Source organism: Pseudomonadota bacterium, assembly GCA_030859565.1.
Taxonomy (GTDB): Bacteria; Pseudomonadota; Gammaproteobacteria; order JACCXJ01; family JACCXJ01; genus USCg-Taylor.
In genome coordinates this window covers 1-14,253 of record JALZJW010000100.1, presented here as the reverse complement: position 1 = coordinate 14,253, position 14,253 = coordinate 1, and the positions used below count along the sequence as shown (strand labels likewise).

13 protein-coding genes are annotated in these 14,253 nt (G+C 58.1%); 7 read left to right on the top strand and 6 right to left on the bottom strand.

What is annotated here, in order from left to right:
* Positions 1–148: 148 nt before the first annotated feature.
* The 7 genes from M3436_14390 to M3436_14360 are packed head-to-tail and all read left to right on the top strand — an operon-like array spanning position 149 to position 9,935.
* The gene (locus M3436_14390; protein ID MDQ3565266.1) at positions 149–304 is read left to right on the top strand and encodes a hypothetical protein; all 156 of its coding nucleotides are present in this window, start codon (positions 149–151) and stop codon (positions 302–304) included.
* 21 nt (positions 305–325) lie between these two features.
* The gene (locus M3436_14385) at positions 326–3,208 is read left to right on the top strand and encodes a DEAD/DEAH box helicase (GenBank protein ID MDQ3565265.1); all 2,883 of its coding nucleotides are present in this window, start codon (positions 326–328) and stop codon (positions 3,206–3,208) included.
* Positions 3,209–3,225: 17 nt separating this feature from the next.
* Complete coding sequence (locus tag M3436_14380) at positions 3,226–4,785, top strand: DUF4868 domain-containing protein (GenBank protein MDQ3565264.1); 1,560 nt, start codon at positions 3,226–3,228, stop codon at positions 4,783–4,785.
* The gene (locus tag M3436_14375) at positions 4,782–6,428 is read left to right on the top strand and encodes a site-specific DNA-methyltransferase (GenBank protein MDQ3565263.1); all 1,647 of its coding nucleotides are present in this window, start codon (positions 4,782–4,784) and stop codon (positions 6,426–6,428) included. Before M3436_14380 ends, M3436_14375 begins: the two co-directional genes overlap by 4 nt.
* Positions 6,425–6,946 carry a zeta toxin family protein gene (locus M3436_14370; protein MDQ3565262.1) on the top strand — a complete coding sequence of 174 codons (522 nt, stop codon included), beginning with the start codon at positions 6,425–6,427 and terminating at the stop codon, positions 6,944–6,946. Before M3436_14375 ends, M3436_14370 begins: the two co-directional genes overlap by 4 nt.
* On the top strand, positions 6,943–7,116 hold the full coding sequence (locus M3436_14365; GenBank protein MDQ3565261.1) for a hypothetical protein: 174 nt from the start codon (positions 6,943–6,945) through the stop codon (positions 7,114–7,116). The genes M3436_14370 and M3436_14365 overlap by 4 nt, the downstream gene beginning before the upstream one ends.
* Positions 7,117–7,124: 8 nt before the next feature.
* Positions 7,125–9,935 carry a DEAD/DEAH box helicase family protein gene (locus tag M3436_14360; GenBank protein MDQ3565260.1) on the top strand — a complete coding sequence of 937 codons (2,811 nt, stop codon included), beginning with the start codon at positions 7,125–7,127 and terminating at the stop codon, positions 9,933–9,935.
* Between the two features lie 121 nt (positions 9,936–10,056).
* Here the strand turns inward: M3436_14360 and M3436_14355 are convergent, their stop codons facing one another.
* The 6 genes from M3436_14355 to M3436_14330 all read right to left on the bottom strand — a co-directional run bounded on the left by M3436_14355 (position 10,057) and on the right by M3436_14330 (position 14,244).
* The gene (locus tag M3436_14355) at positions 10,057–10,377 is read right to left on the bottom strand and encodes a succinate dehydrogenase assembly factor 2 (GenBank protein ID MDQ3565259.1); all 321 of its coding nucleotides are present in this window, start codon (positions 10,375–10,377) and stop codon (positions 10,057–10,059) included.
* Positions 10,378–10,464: 87 nt separating this feature from the next.
* On the bottom strand, positions 10,465–11,235 hold the full coding sequence (locus M3436_14350) for a succinate dehydrogenase iron-sulfur subunit (protein MDQ3565258.1): 771 nt from the start codon (positions 11,233–11,235) through the stop codon (positions 10,465–10,467).
* A 254-nt stretch (positions 11,236–11,489) separates the two neighbouring features.
* Positions 11,490–13,280 carry a succinate dehydrogenase flavoprotein subunit gene (gene sdhA, locus M3436_14345; GenBank protein ID MDQ3565257.1) on the bottom strand — a complete coding sequence of 597 codons (1,791 nt, stop codon included), beginning with the start codon at positions 13,278–13,280 and terminating at the stop codon, positions 11,490–11,492.
* A 1-nt stretch (position 13,281) separates the two neighbouring features.
* Positions 13,282–13,665 (bottom strand): succinate dehydrogenase, hydrophobic membrane anchor protein, encoded by a 384-nt coding sequence (gene sdhD, locus M3436_14340; protein MDQ3565256.1) that lies wholly within the window; start codon positions 13,663–13,665, stop codon positions 13,282–13,284.
* A complete protein-coding gene (sdhC, locus tag M3436_14335; protein ID MDQ3565255.1) occupies positions 13,662–14,054 on the bottom strand; it encodes a succinate dehydrogenase, cytochrome b556 subunit in 393 nt (130 codons plus the stop codon). Before sdhC ends, sdhD begins: the two co-directional genes overlap by 4 nt.
* A 115-nt stretch (positions 14,055–14,169) precedes the next feature.
* Positions 14,170–14,244, bottom strand: a complete 75-nt coding sequence (locus tag M3436_14330; GenBank protein MDQ3565254.1) for a DUF1674 domain-containing protein — start codon at positions 14,242–14,244, stop codon at positions 14,170–14,172.
* Positions 14,245–14,253 lie beyond the last annotated feature (9 nt).

Sequence of the window (14,253 nt, the reverse complement as noted above, 5' to 3'; positions counted from 1 at the left end):
AAGCGCTCGCCGACGATATCAAGCAGCGCTTGCGGCTTAAGGCCCCGCCCGTGATCGAGCACATTGCCGGGCATCTATTCGTTAGTCTCGAGGTCCGCGCGCGCCCGATCTTCTTTTTCTGGCCGACGGGCTGGACGAGCAGCGCGAAATGATTTCGTTCGCATCGCTGCGGATCATGAATTGGATCGAAGCCCTGCATCAGAGCAGCCCGCCGCGCATCAGCCTCATTATCCGCAAGTCCTACGGCATGGCCCACTGCAACATGAGCGGCGGCAACATGAACAGCGACATCCTGCTTGCCTGACCCACTGCCGACGTCTCCTTCATGGCCCCGCCGTTGGCCGTCATGCAATTAACGGACTATCACGCAAAATATTTCGCTCATGAGCTGACCAAGCGCTGTTCAGCGGACAGCATGGAAAAGCTCGCCGGGGCCGTGGCGGGAGCGCAGGTCGACCTCAATCCCCACCAGGTGGACGCGGCGCTTTTCGCGTTCAACTCGCCGCTCTCAAGGGGCGCGTTGTTGGCGGACGAGCTCGGTCTCGGTAAGACCATTGAGGCGGGGCTTGTTCTTTCCCAGAGATGGGCCGAGCGGAAGCGCCGCATCCTCATCATCACACCGTCGAATCTCCGCAAGCAGTGGCACCAGGAGCTGGCTGAGAAGTTCTTCCTGCCCTGCCGGATATTGGAGACGAAGCCCTATAACGAGGCAATCAAGCAAGGGAATTGTCGTCCTTTTGAAATCAAAGACACCATCGTCATCTGTTCCTACCACTTCGCTCGCGCCAAGGCGACGGATATTGCCACTACCCCGTGGGACTTGGTCGTCATTGACGAAGCGCATCGGCTGCGCAACGTCTACAAACCGTCCAACGTCATTGCCAATACACTCAAGTCGGCGTTGAAAGAGCGGCACAAGCTGCTGCTGACGGCAACCCCACTCCAGAATTCGCTGCTGGAACTGTTCGGCCTCGTCAGCATTATTGACGAGCACGCATTCGGCGATCTCAAAAGCTTTCGCGAACAGTTCGCCAACCTGTCCCAGGAGCAGGTCTTTCATGCCTTAAAAGCACGCCTTCGGCCCGTCTGCCATCGCACCCTTCGCCGGCAAGTAACGGCCTACATTTCATACACGCGCCGACTGCCGCTGGTGGAAGAATTCACTCCTGAAGAAGGCGAGGACCGTCTTTACGAGCTGGTTTCCGAATACTTGCGGCGTCCGAATCTGCAAGCTCTGCCATCCGGTCAGCGTTCGCTCATGACCCTGGTCCTGCGCAAGTTGCTCGCATCGTCCACCTTCGCCATTGCCGGTGCGCTCACCTCAATCTCAAATCGGCTCAAAGCCAAGCTCCGCAAGCAGAATGCACCGGAACCGCTGGAAGACGAACTCAATCAGGACTACGAGGCGCTGAACGAGACCGCGGAAGAGTGGGACGAGGATCAGCCACCGGAATTGCTGTCGGACGAAGATTGCAAGGCCATCGAAGCCGAGATCGCCGATCTCGACGAATTCGCCCGCCTCGCAACATCCATAGATCACAACGCCAAGGGCAAGGCTCTGCTCAAAGCGCTCCGCATCGCCATGAAAAAGGCCACGGAACTCAAGGCTGAACAGAAGGCCATCATCTTCACCGAGTCCCGCCGCACGCAGGATTATCTGGTACGAGTATTGGCAGACAGCCCCTGGAAGGACGGCATCGTCCTGTTCAACGGCTCGAACACGGATGATCGTTCCAAGCAAATCTACGCCGCCTGGCTGGAGCGTCATCAAGGCACCGACCGCGTTAGCGGATCGCGCACGGCCGATATGCGCTCCGCGCTCGTGGACTATTTCCGGGAGCAGGGGCAGATCATGATCGCCACGGAGGCGGGTGCGGAGGGCATCAACCTCCAGTTCTGCTCGCTGGTGGTGAACTACGACCTGCCGTGGAACCCACAGCGCATCGAGCAGCGTATCGGCCGCTGTCACCGTTATGGGCAGAAGCACGACGTGGTGGTCGTGAATTTTCTCAATCGGAAGAATGAGGCCGACCAGCGAGTCTTCCAACTCCTCTCGGAGAAATTTCAACTTTTCGAAGGCGTTTTCGGCGCAAGCGATGAGGTCCTGGGCACCATCGAGTCCGGCGTGGATTTTGAGAAGCGCATCAACGACATCTACCAGCGCTGCCGGAAAACCGAAGAGATCAAGACTGCTTTCGATCAACTCCAGCTGGAACTCAACCTCGAAATCAACCAGGCGATGACCACCACTCGCCGAAAGCTTCTGGAAAACTTCGACGACGAAGTGCGTGAAAAGCTTCGTGTGCAGGATGAAGCCTCCAGGGCCGTGCTCACTCGCTTTGAGCAATTTCTGATGCGCCTGACCCGGCACGAGTTGAAAGAGCACGCCGAATTTCCCGACGACTCCTCATTCCGTCTGCGTGCTTCGCCGTTTGCCGGCGAAATTCCATTGGGTCTTTACGAGCTGCCACGCCGATCCGGTGAGGCGCTTACCTATCGTCTGAACCACCCGCTGGCGGAAGCAGTGATCGCCCAGGCAAAGGGTCGCGAATTGCCGCCAGTTGAGATTCAATTCAGCTACAGCGGTCACCAAGGCAAGATCAGCGTTCTGGAGCCGCTGCGCAGGCAAAGCGGCCATCTTTCCCTGTCGTTGTTTATGGTGGAGTCCTTAGAGCAGGCCGAGGATCACCTGATTATTGCCGCCATAACAGACGCTGGCCAGCCGTTGGATGAAGAAGCCGCGCATCGCCTGTTTTCGTTACCCGGCTCAGCAATCCCCTTACCGTCCGAAGACGGTGCCGGAACCAAAGCGCCGCTCATCGAAGAAATGGTCGAGCGCCGGCAGGCCGACATCCGGCGCACAATCTCGGAACGCAATGGCCGCTTCTTCGAGGCCGAAGCCGACAAACTTGACGGCTGGGCGGAGGACATCAAACTGGGGCTCGAACGTGAACTCAAGGAGCTAGACCGTCAGATAAAAGAAGCACGTCGCATCGCGACCACAGCGCCAACTTTGGAGGAGAAACTCGACGGGCAAAAACGGATCAAGGCGCTGGAAACGCAGCGCAGTGAGAAACGGCGCTCGCTCTTTGACGCGCAAGACAAAGTAGACAAGCAACGTGATGAGTTGATTACTCAGATTGAAGGCAAGTTGCAACATCAAACGGAACTGCGCGAACTCTTCAGCATCCGATGGACTCTGCGATGAGCGGCTAACTGCTCAGCATGAATGCTTCCAGCCAAGATTCCTCACTCCGGCTCCGATTGTGGGCATCACTGCTGCTGTTTGTCAGCGCGTACTCTCCGCTGCTGGTGATTCTGGTGGTGCAGGACTTCGACCCCGAGACAATGCTGCCGAAGCACCCCTGGCTTGCGGCAGCGCTGTTATTCATTGCGGGACTTTCCGTTGCCGCTATTCTGCGCGCCGTTCGTGAGGTTCAAGGCGGGCTGGTAGTGGAGGTCTCAAAGGCCTCGAACAAATCCGGAGAGATGTTTGGTTATACGATTCCGTATGTCCTTTCGTTCCTTCGGGTTGATCTGGGCAGTTGGCAAATGATGCTCTGCCTCCTGATCTTTCTCGGCATGACGTTCGCCATCGCATACCGAACCCAGACCGTCTTCGTGAATCCCGTGCTCGCGGTTGCGGGTTACATGCTGATCGACTGCACGTTCAAGCGCGGCACCGTCGAAACACAAGCCATGGTTCTATCGAAAAAGCCGTTGGTGGATCGGGACGACGTGCCGGTTAGAAAGGCTTTCGCACTATCTGTATGTGGCCGTGGAGGTTACGTAGGTTCTCAGAGTGAAAACATGACTACGAAATCGTTACGAGCGTTCAAAAACCTCCGCTCCGCGGACTTAGCAAGATGGAGCGTCGTTTTCTGGATCGTTAAGAGGAGAGTGATTCAGAGGGAAGCGAGCTACAACGTGCTTCGCGTGGATATCGACCCGAAACTGGAGAAGCGCCTCAAGCAATACGTGCGCAACCAGGTGCAGAGCAAAGAGTTTCATCTGGCCGAATACGATTTCACTAATGCCGATACCGACGATGTTCTTCTCACGCTGGAGTCCGACGCTACAGACTTTCTAAAGGTGGAAAACGCAATAGTCAAAGTGCAATCGGCAATTTCAGAAGGATTCGAGAATGGCCGCGTTACGGAGCACAACCAACTTCTGAACTCGTGGGCGTATGTGCTCGAGTTCGAGCATGGAAAAGAGCGCTTCTACGCTTGGCGAAAGATCAACTCGATGAGCCAGCCTAAAGCCGTTCACTCCAGGAAGGCACTGCTATTCCTGAATCAGCGACTCACCGACCTAGATGAAAAAGAAGTGTTTCTGATTGACCCTAATTTCGATTTCTTTGTATTCGGCGGCGTGACATTTATTGCTAGCAAACGAGATTTTGAGAGCGCAATGAACTTTCGCGAGGGAATGAAGGCGCACGGTGGAGAGATTCTTGGAGAGTTGGAATCATTAGGTATCTTGAGTAATGTTGCTGTGGTTCGCTCGTTAGTGGGCGACAACCTTCACTACCTTCGAAAGCTGGCGTCAATCCGTAAGGCAGGCTACTACAAGGAGCCCGACTATCTTCAGCGGCTAATCAAGGTCAACGCTTCGGAAGGATGGGGATTGAAAGTCGAAAACGGCCAGATCGTTGCTGACGTAGCGACATTTGAGCTGCTCTTGAAACTATTGAACAACGACCGGCTCAGGTCGCCTATCAACGACGAACTCTTTGATTCCGCAGCAAAGACTAAGGTCGGGGCATCACCCAAGCGATCATGACGGGATCAAAACAAAAACTTGAACTCACCTGGATCGGGAAGGAAACGCGGCCTAAGCTGGAGCCGCGCATCCTGCTTGAAGACCCGGAGAGGTCGTATCACGCGAAGCATCGCGTAACAGACGAGGACATCTTCGACAACCGCCTCATCTTCGGCGACAACCTGCTGGCGCTGAAGGCGCTGGAACAGGAGTTTGCGGGCAAGGTGAAGTGCGTCTATATCGACCCGCCGTACAACACTGGTTCGGCCTTTACGCACTACGACGACGGTGTTGAGCACTCACTCTGGCTTTCGCTGATGCGTGACCGCTTGGAGGTGTTGCGGCGACTTCTCACGCCGGATGGCTCTATTTGGATCAGCATTGACGACAACGAGATGCCGTATTTGAGAGTACTGATGGATGAGGTCTTTGGGCGAGCGAACTTTGTTGCCACCGTGATCTGGGAGAAGGTGTATTCGCCGAAGAGCTCAGCCAAGTTTCTCTCGGAGAACCATGACTACGTGGTCTGTTACGCCAAGGACTCCTCGCGGTGGCAGCGCAATTTACTGCCACGGACAGAACAGCAAGACAAGGCATACAAGAATCTGGATAGCGACCCGCGAGGGCCGTGGAAGGCAGGCGACCTGTCGGCCCGCAACTACTACAGCGTTGGGCGCTATCCGATCACATGCCCGTCGGGGCGGATCATTCCGGGACCGCCACAAGGTATGTATTGGCGCGTGTCAAAGGATCGTCTCACAGAGTTGGATAAGGAAGGGCGCATCTGGTGGGGCAAGGACGGGAACAACGTTCCAGCCATGAAGCGGTTTCTCACCGACGTGCTTGCTGGTGTTGTGCCGGAGACCATCTGGACCTACCAGGAAGTGGGACACAATCAGGCAGCGAAGCAGCATCTCAAAGAGCTGTTGCCAAGCGAAGAGGACTTGTTCATTACGCCCAAGCCTGAGGGTCTGATCGAACGTATCTTCACAATCTCGACCGCTACAGGCGACCTCGTCCTCGACTCCTTCGTTGGCTCCGGCACCACTGGCGCCGTTGCCCATAAGATGGGCCGCCGCTGGCTCATGGTGGAGCTGGGTGAGCACTGCCACACGCACGTCATTCCTCGCCTGCAGAAAGTTATCGACGGCGAAGACCCCGGCGGCATCACGGATGCCATGAATTGGAAAGGCGGCGGCGGGTTCCGTTACTTCCACCTCGCGCCGTCACTGCTGGAAAAAGACAAGTGGGGCAACTGGGTCATCAACAAGGAATACAAGGCGGAGATGCTAGCGGAAGCGCTGTGCAAACTGGAAGGCTTCCAGTACGCTCCGAGTGACACTGTGTATTGGCAGCATGGTCATTCCACGGAGCGGGATTTCATCTACGTCACGACCGCCAATCTGAGTCACGACCAGCTTCAACAACTGAGCGATGAAGTAGGGGCGGACCGGGCCCTACTCGTGCTGTGCACCGCCTTCCGCGGGAAGCCAGACCGGTATCCGAACCTCACCGTCAAGAAGATTCCGAAACAGGTGGTAGCGCGCTGTGAATGGGGACACGACGATTACAGCCTGCAAGTGGAGAATCTCCCCAAGGCGCCGCCCAAGCCGGGTCAGATCTCCTTGGATCTTGGCGACATTGGTGGCGGAAATAGGCCATGACGCACAAGAGAATCCTGATAATTGCGGGGCCGAATGGGGCGGGGAAGACGACATTCGCCACCGAATTCCTGCCGAACGAGGCGGACTGCCCGCAGTTCGTCAATGTGGACCTGATCGCGGCCGGGTTGTCGCCTTTTGCTCCGGAACTCGCGGCAGTGAAGGCTGGCCGGCTCATGCTGGAGGCCCTAGCGGAGCTCGAGAAGAAGGGTGAGAGTTTTGCCTTCGAGACGACATTATCCGGCGTGACTTACGCGCGCCGCATTCCCCGCTGGCGAGCGGCCGGTTATCATGTCACGCTGTATTTTCTTGCCTTGCCGTTGGTTGAGCTGGGCATCGCACGAGTCGCGGAGCGTGTGCGGCAGGGCGGTCATCATGTACCCGATAGTGTTGTCCGGCGCCGGTTTGTGTCGGGCCGACGGAACTTTGACCGCATATATCGTGATCTGGTGGACGCCTGGGCGCTTTACGACAATTCCGGCGCGGAGCCGGTTTTGATGGACTGGAGAGAAATGCCATGAACCCGAAGAGCATTGAGCAGGCGCGTGACCCCGACCTGCGGAATTCGCTGGTCGCACTCAAGCGGGCAGCCAAGCGTGCCCGTGAGACCGCCTTGCGCACCAAGACGCGGGTGGTCATCGCACGCGACGGTAAGTGGGTGCGCGTTTCGCCCGCGAAGCTCGCACAATAGCGAGCCAAGTGAATCACCAGGTCAACGCCATTGCGGGCCGCCTGAGTCTGAGGCCGCCTCAGCGGCGCTCGCTGGAGATTCTTGATCGGATCACGGAGATCGTGCCGCCGAGAAGAGGCGCCGACGTTCAGTCTGCGCTGGACGCAGTCCGCAGCGAGTTCCCGACCGTTACGGACTTTGAGCGAGAATTTCCGTCGCTCTGCTTTGCGTTGGCGACGGGTGTCGGCAAGACGCGGCTCATGGGCGCGTTCATCAGCTATCTGCATTTGGCGCACGGCATCAACAATTTCTTTGTGATGGCGCCCAACCTGACGATCTACAACAAGCTGATCGCGGACTTCACGCCGAACACACCCAAGTATGTTTTCAAGGGTGTTGCCGAATTTTCTGTGAACCCGCCGGCCATGATTACGGGCGACAACTACGACCAGCACGACCCGGCCAGCGGGCTGTTATTCGGTGGCGTGCGCATCAACATTTTCAACATCTCCAAGATCAACTCCGAAGTGCGCGGGGGCAAGGCGCCCCGCATTAAGCGGCTGTCCGAATACATCGGCGAGAGTTACTTCGACTATCTGGCAGGTCTGCCGGATCTGGTGCTGATCATGGACGAGTCGCACCGCTACCGGGCCTCGGCCGGTGTGCGGGCGATCAATGAACTGAAGCCGATCCTGGGACTAGAGCTCACTGCCACGCCATTTACAGAAGGCGCCCGCGGCGCGGTGCCGTTCAAGAACGTCATCTTCGACTATCCGCTCAGCAAGGCGATGGCGGATGGCTTTGTTAAAGAGCCCGCGGTGGTCACGCAGAAGAACTTTGATCCGCGGCAATTCTCCGCCGAGCGGCTGGAGCAGATCAAGCTGGAAGACGGTATTCGGCTGCACGAGAGCGTGAAGGTGGAGTTGGAGACGTACGCACGACAGAACGATCAGCCCATCGTGAAGCCTTTTGTGCTTGTCATCGCCCGCGACACGACACACGCCGGCCAATTGCTGAAGTTGATCCAGTCAGACAAGTTTTTTGAGGGCCGCTACCGGGAAAAGGTCATCCAGGTGGATTCCAGCAAGACCGGCGCGGAAGAAGACGAGATGATCCAGCGGCTGTTGGCCATCGAGAAGACCGAGGAGCCGACGGAGGTTGTGATTCACGTCAACATGCTCAAAGAAGGCTGGGACGTGACCAACCTCTACACGATTGTGCCCCTGCGCGCGGCGAATGCACGCACTCTCATCGAACAGTCCATCGGCCGTGGGCTGCGCCTCCCCTATGGGCAGAAGACAGGCGTGAATGCTGTTGACCGCCTCAACATCGTGGCCCACGACAGGTTCCAGGAAATCATTGATGAAGCCAGCAGGCCGGGCTCGGTGATCCATCTGCAGAAGGTGATCCTGGATCCGACCAGTGATTTGCAGAAGACGGTCACAGTGGTGGCACAGTCCAATGTCCTGCACCAGATCGGCAAACCCGCCGAAGCGGGCGCAACGCCGGGCGTGAAGACGCCTGCGCCAGTGTTCAAGACCGAAGCCGAGCAGCAGGTTGCGCAAATCGCCTATGAGGTGATCAAGCGGCACGAGTCGTTGCCGGGTTCTGTGGCGCTGCTGAAGCGTGACGTGCAGGCAGCGATGATCAAGGAGGTGGCGGCGGCCTACAAGCCGGTGCAACAAGAGCTGGAAGGAATTTCCAAGCCGCCGGACATAAAGAGCATCGTCGCCAAGACCACGGAGCTTGTTGTCGGACAGACCATTGATATTCCCCGCATCCTCGTAGTGCCGAAAGGCGAGGTGACGGTCGGCTTCAAGCCGTTCAAGCTCGATCTATCAGGGATCAACTATCAACCCGTCACGCGGGACTTGCTGATCCAGCACCTGCGAACGCGCCAGCAGGACACGTTGAGTGCACTTAACGCGCAGTACCGCGAGCAGCGCTTGGAGGACTACGTCGTCCGCGCACTGGTGGACTTCGACGATATCTCTTACGACGATCACGCAGAGCTTCTTTATGACCTTGCCGGTCAGGTTACGCGACACTTGCGGGGTTATCTCTCCGAAGACGACACCCGCAACGTGCTGCAGTACCACGAGCGGCAGATCGCCGAATTCATCCACGTGCAAATGCAGCCGCACTACTGGGAAAAGGCTGCGGGCTACGAGGTGGTTGTTACAAAGGGATTTACGACCCTGAAACCCTCCGCGTTCACGGCCGTCGCTGCGGACAAGGTCCAGGACGTGCATCAGGCTGTCGCAGACAAGGGCAAGATCGGTCAGCTCGTCTTTGGCGGGTTCAACCGGTGTCTCTATTCGTTTCAGAAATTTCAGTCCGACGCTGAGCGCAAGATGGCGATCATCCTGGAACGGGAAGCGCTGAAGTGGTTCAAGCCCGCTAAGGGCCAGTTCCAGCTCTTCTACAAATTGGGCGCCAAGCAGAACGAGTACCAGCCCGACTTTGTCGCGGAGACAAAGGACAAGATCATCATGCTGGAACCCAAAGCCAAGAACGAACTGACCAGCAATGAGGTTTTGGCGAAGAAGGCCGCCGCCCTGCGCTGGTGCGAACTTGCAACCGCGCACAGCAAAGAGAATGGCGGCAAAGCGTGGGAGTACCGGCTGATTCCGCATGACGTGATTGCAGACAACATGAGCCTACAGGCGCTTAGGCCACAGCGCCTAGACTTTCTCCGACATGGCAAGGTGTCGGCCTGCGGCCGACGGGTTGGTGGGTTACGCCGCAAACAGCGCGGCTATCCCACCCTACATCTAATTCGTGGCGAGAGAGGGTGTGTGGGTTTATTGGCGTCGTTTTGTTCAACATTCAAGACGTGAGTATCTTGCACCGCAAGTATACCTTCCCCTTTTCAGATCCGCGTAACAGGCTATCTCCAGGGAAATAAACACCGCGATGTGATGTTACCACACTACGCCAGAGCAAGGCGCGAATCGCAGGTCAGGGCTGGCCCGAGGTCGATCGGATCTCGTCGATCAGCTTCGAGGAAACTGGATCACCTGGTTGCGACGTTCCCAGCAACCACGCCAGGATGTCTTGGTCCGCTTGGTCGAGCAGCTCGGCGAAGCAACGTTGATCGGCTTCGGCTAGCTGGTGGTAGCGGCGATCGAGAAATCTTTCAAGGACGATATCGAGCTCGCGCATCCCGCGCCGGCAACGCCATCGGAGCCGGTTGGTCGAAGTCACGAACTTAGGGAAGCTCTGCAAAAGTGTCGCGAGCAAGTCCAGATGCGCGAAGCCGCGGAGCGAGTCGCGAGACATATCAGGTAGATAGGCGAGCGACGAGCGAGCACGCGACAAAGCATATGGGCTGCGCAGTAACTTTTGCAGAGCTTCCTTAACGGGGTCTCACAGCGCTCGCGTTAGCAGCAATTTCTTGATCTCCCCGATCGCCTTCGCCGGGTTGAGGCCCTTGGGGCAGGCCTTGGTGCAATTCATGATCGTATGGCAGCGGTACAGGCGATACGGATCTTCGAGCGCATCGAGGCGCTCGCCCGTGTTTTCGTCGCGGCTGTCGACGATCCAGCGGTAGGCCTGAAGCAGAATAGCAGGCCCGAGAAAACGATCACCGCTCCACCAATAACTCGGACAACTCGTCGAGCAACAGGCGCAGAGAATACATTCATACAGCCCGTCAAGTTGGGCGCGGTCTTCCTTGGTTTGCAAGCGCTCGCGGGCGGGCGGCGGTGTGTCCGCCTGTAACCAGGGTTTGATCGAGGCGTACTGGGCATAAAAATGCGTCATATCGGGCACCAGATCCTTGATCACCGGCAGGTGCGGCAGGGGATAGACGGAAACGTCCATCTCGGCGTCATCGATGGCCTTGGTGCATGCCAGCGTGTTGGATCCATCGATATTCATCGCGCACGAGCCACACACGCCCTCGCGGCAGGAGCGCCGGAAGGTCAGCGTGGCATCGAGCTCATTTTTGATGTAGATAAGTGCATCCAGCACCATCGGGCCGCAGCGGGTCAGATCGATATCGAAACTATCCAATTGCGGCGGCTTACCGGAATCCGGTTCATAGCGGTACACCTTAAAACGTTTGACCCGCCGCGCGCCCGCCGGCGCGGTTAAATGTTTTCCCGCCTCGATATTCTCAAGGATTGGCAATTTCATGGCACGCATCGCTGTCCCTCGCCGATCAGGTTGTTGATATCGTCAGAGGTTGTGAAAAAACCGTTGCGAGCGATGGGAGGTCGCGTTGCGCCGGAGCGCAAGACGGTTTCGCCGGGAGCGAAACGGAGCGCAAGCCCCGAAGGGGCGAGTCCCAAGGATGGGGCGAGCAACCGGAGTGTATATTGAAATACATGAGGATTCCGAGCACCGCCGGAACGCGAAATCCCGAGCGCAGCAGATTTTTTCACAAGCTCTCAGTACACGCGCGCTTTGGGCTGAATGACCTTGACTTCATCCGTGAGCGTACGCAGGTGCACCGGCCGGTAGTCGAAGCGCGTCTCGCCGCGTTCATCGAGCCAGGTCAACGTGTGCTTGAGCCAGTTTTCATCGTCGCGTCGAGGATAATCCTCGCGCGCATGCGCGCCGCGGCTCTCGGTGCGGTTCTGAGCCGCGCCGATACTCACGATCGCCTGTCCCAGCAAATTATCAAGCTCCAGGGTTTCCACCAGATCGGTGTTCCAAATGAGGGAACGATCCGATACCCGCACGTCGGAAAATGACTCTCGGATGGATTTGAATTTGTGAATTCCCTCGTCGAGCAACTCCGCGCTCCTAAAAACCGCCGCGTGGTCCTGCATCACGCGTTGCATGTCCAGCCTGATCTTCGCGGTCGGTCGCGATCCTTGCGCGTGACGCAGTCGATCGAAGCGTGTCAGCACGGCTTCGGTGATTCCCTCTGGCAGCCGCTTGTGAGCCTGCCCGGGTTGGATATGGGCCGCGCAGTAGTTGGCCGCCGCGCGTCCGAACACGATGAGGTCGAGCAGCGAATTGGACCCCAGCCGATTGGCGCCGTGGACGGAAACGCAAGCGCATTCGCCGATGGCCATGAGACCCGGCACGACCGCATCGGGATCACCGTCCCTGAGCGTCACGGCCTGGCCGTGATAGTTGGTCGGGATCCCGCCCATGTTGTAGTGCGCGGTGGGGATCACCGGTATCGGTTGCTTAGTGACGTCCACCCCCGCGAAGATCCGCGCGGACTCCGCGATGCCGGGCAAACGCTCGTGGATGACATCCGCTCCCAAGTGCTCCAGGTGCAAGAAGATATGATCCCGTTCCGGCCCCACCCCGCGCCCTTCCCGGATCTCGATGGTCATGGAACGGCTGACGACGTCGCGCGAGGCTAGATCCTTGGCGTTCGGCGCATAACGCTCCATGAACCGTTCGCCTTTTGAATTGGTGAGATAGCCGCCTTCGCCGCGCGAGCCTTCGGTAATCAGGCAGCCGGATCCGTAGATCCCGGTCGGATGAAACTGGATAAATTCCATGTCCTGGAGGGGTAGTCCCGCGCGCAGCACCATGGCGTTGCCGTCGCCGGTGCAGGTATGGGCGGAGGTGCACGAGAAGTAGACGCGTCCGTAACCCCCGGTGGCGAGCACCACGGTGTGGGCATGAAAGCGGTGCAGCGTGCCGTCATCGAGATTCCAGGCCAGGACCCCGCGGCAGACTCCCTCATCGTCCATGAGGAGATCCAAGGCAAAATATTCGACGAAGAACTCCGCGTTGTGCTTCAGCGCCTGCTGATACAAGGTATGCAGGATGGCGTGCCCGGTGCGATCGGCCGCGGCGCAGGTACGCTGGGCAACCCCCTCGCCGTAATGCGTGGTCATCCCCCCGAAGGGACGCTGGTAGATTTTGCCGTCTTCGGTGCGGGAGAAGGGAACGCCGTAATGCTCGAGCTCGATGACCGCCGGCACCGCCTCGCGGCACATGTATTCGATCGCATCCTGATCCCCTAACCAGTCAGAGCCCTTGATCGTGTCGTACATATGCCAACGCCAGTCGTCGGGCCCCATATTGCCGAGCGCAGCGCTCATGCCGCCTTGCGCCGCGACGGTGTGGCTACGGGTCGGAAACACCTTGGTGATACACGCGGTCGTCAACCCCTTTACCGCCATACCGAAGGTGGCGCGCAAGCCGGCGCCGCCGGCGCCGACCACGACGATATCGTACTGGTGTTCGACGATGGGATAGGCCGGCGCCAAGTTACGCCCCCCCCACCGCGATGCGTAGAATCGCAATGCCGGCCACGAGAACGAGCGCCGAGATTATGAACTGGATCCCCACCAAGACGGCGACTTTCAGTCCTTCATTGTGCACATAGTCTTCAATGACCACCTGTACGCCGAGGAGGGCGTGGTAGAACAGGGACACGACGAGGAGGATGAGAAACGCGGCCACGATCGGGGATCGGATCCAGGTGACGACGGCGTCGTAATCCGCGCCGATCATGGTGATGATCGAGGCTGCAAACCAGAGCGATAAGGGGATTAGAGCGACGGCGGTGATTCGCTGCCACCACCAGTGGCTTACCCCTGTTTTCGCGGATCCCAAACCACGGGCTCGCCCCAGCGGGGTCTTCAAGCTCACGCGGGACCTCCGGAGAACAGGATTCCGATGAGCCAGGTGATGACGGTCAGCACGACCGTGAGAACGATCACGATATGTCCCGAGGTGTCCACGGTTTTCTGCTCAAAGCCATAGCCCGCATCCCAAAACAGATGACGTACGCCGTTACAGAGGTGGAAATACAAGGCAAACGAGCATAAAAACAGGCCCAGCGATCCATACCACGAGCCCAGCAGCGCTTGTGCTTCGAGATAGGCGGTCTCGCCGCTCGCGATCGCAACCAGCCAATAGACGAGCAGCACCGACCCTAGCGTGAGGAACACGCCGGTCAGGCGATGCGTGATCGACAAGATTGCGGCGAACGGAAGCCGGTAAATCTGTAGGTGCGGTGAGAGGGGACGGTGCGCCATGCGGATGTTTTATTAATTTTCCCTAGAACTTACCCGCGACATGGAACCGCTCGCACGTTTATCGTTCGCGACGGGTGATCGTCGCACGAGGGTGCGAATGAGAGCGCGATAAGCCCTAAAAATCGATACAGCGCCCGCGCCGCTCCCAATCGCCGTAACGTGTCGGTTCCGGCCCGCCGGGCCCGCCGATCTCCTTGGG

Coding starts and splice junctions, on each gene's coding strand:
- M3436_14380 (MDQ3565264.1), top strand. CDS start 3,226: ATGAATGCTTCCAGCCAAGATTCCTCACTCCGGCTCCGATTGTGGGCA.
- M3436_14355 (MDQ3565259.1), bottom strand. CDS start 10,377: ATGTCTCGCGACTCGCTCCGCGGCTTCGCGCATCTGGACTTGCTCGCG.
- M3436_14375 (MDQ3565263.1), top strand. CDS start 4,782: ATGACGGGATCAAAACAAAAACTTGAACTCACCTGGATCGGGAAGGAA.
- sdhC (MDQ3565255.1), bottom strand. CDS start 14,054: ATGGCGCACCGTCCCCTCTCACCGCACCTACAGATTTACCGGCTTCCG.
- M3436_14385 (MDQ3565265.1), top strand. CDS start 326: ATGGCCCCGCCGTTGGCCGTCATGCAATTAACGGACTATCACGCAAAA.
- M3436_14365 (MDQ3565261.1), top strand. CDS start 6,943: ATGAACCCGAAGAGCATTGAGCAGGCGCGTGACCCCGACCTGCGGAAT.
- M3436_14350 (MDQ3565258.1), bottom strand. CDS start 11,235: ATGAAATTGCCAATCCTTGAGAATATCGAGGCGGGAAAACATTTAACC.
- M3436_14370 (MDQ3565262.1), top strand. CDS start 6,425: ATGACGCACAAGAGAATCCTGATAATTGCGGGGCCGAATGGGGCGGGG.
- M3436_14390 (MDQ3565266.1), top strand. CDS start 149: ATGATTTCGTTCGCATCGCTGCGGATCATGAATTGGATCGAAGCCCTG.